The sequence below is a fragment of the Salipiger sp. genome (genome assembly GCF_059781815.1).
This window is the reverse complement of sequence record NZ_JBYNAH010000160.1, coordinates 11,375-12,456: the sequence shown is the minus strand read 5'-3', so window position 1 is coordinate 12,456 and position 1,082 is coordinate 11,375. Positions and strand designations below refer to the sequence as shown.

1 pseudogene is annotated in these 1,082 nt (G+C 67.4%); it reads right to left on the bottom strand.

The annotated features are described in order from the left end of the window. Positions 1-116: 116 nt before the first annotated feature. Positions 117-992, bottom strand: a pseudogene (gene der, locus AC6RA4_RS17225) (ribosome biogenesis GTPase Der); the annotation flags it as partial. Between the last annotated feature and the right edge of the window lie 90 nt (positions 993-1,082).

Here is a 1,082-nt window from a genome sequence, read left to right as displayed (position 1 = left end):
GCGCTCCTGCCTTCTCAGGTTTCAAAATACCTCGGGGGTGAATTGGCGCTTGCGCCAAGAGGGGGCAGCGCCCCCTGCAAAATCCAAGAAAGCGCCACGCAGCGGCACCGCGGGCGTCAGCCCTTCTTCTTGCCGAGGTGTTTCTTCAGCGCGCCGGCGTTCTTCTCGCGGCGGCCCTTGTAGGGGTTCTTGTCGCCCTGCCCGCGCATGTAGAGCCGGATCGGCGTTCCGGGCATGTCGAAACTCTCGCGCAGCCCGTTGACCAGGTAGCGCGTGTAGCTGTCGGGCATGTCCTGCGGGCGCGAGCACATCACCACGAAGCCCGGCGGGCGGGTCTTGGCCTGGGTCATGTAGCGCAGCTTGATGCGGCGGCCCTGCGGCGCGGGCGGCGGGTGGCTCGACACCATGCCCTCGAGCCAGCGGTTGAGCTGACCGGTGGGAATGCGGCGGTTCCACACTTCCCAGGCCTTCATGATCGCTGCCTGCAGCCGGTCGAGCCCGCGCCCGGTCTTGGCCGAGACGGTGACCAGCGGCGCACCGCGCAGCTGCGGCAGCAGGCGCTCGAAGGCTTCCTTGAGGTCGCGCAGCTTCTCCTGCTTCTCGTCCTCGATATCCCACTTGTTGACCGCGATCACCACCGCGCGGCCCTCGCGCTCGGCGAGGTCGGCGATGCGCAGGTCCTGCTGTTCGAAGGGGATCGCCGCGTCGAGCAGCACCACCACGACCTCGGCGAATTTCACCGCGCGCAGGCCGTCGGAGACCGAGAGCTTCTCGAGCTTCTCCTGCACCCGCGCCTTCTTGCGCATGCCGGCGGTGTCGAAGATCCGCATCGGCACCCCGCCCCACTCGGTGCGCACCGAGATGGCGTCGCGGGTGATGCCGGCCTCGGGGCCGGTCAGCAGGCGGTCCTCGCCGATGATCTTGTTGACCAGCGTCGACTTGCCGGCATTGGGCCGGCCCACCACGGCGATCTGCAGCGGCTTCGACGCGGTGATCTCGGGCAGCGACAACTCGGCCTACTACGAGACCTCCACCGCCACCCTGCAGTCTCTTATAAAAAAATGAACCTGCCCACCAAGGCG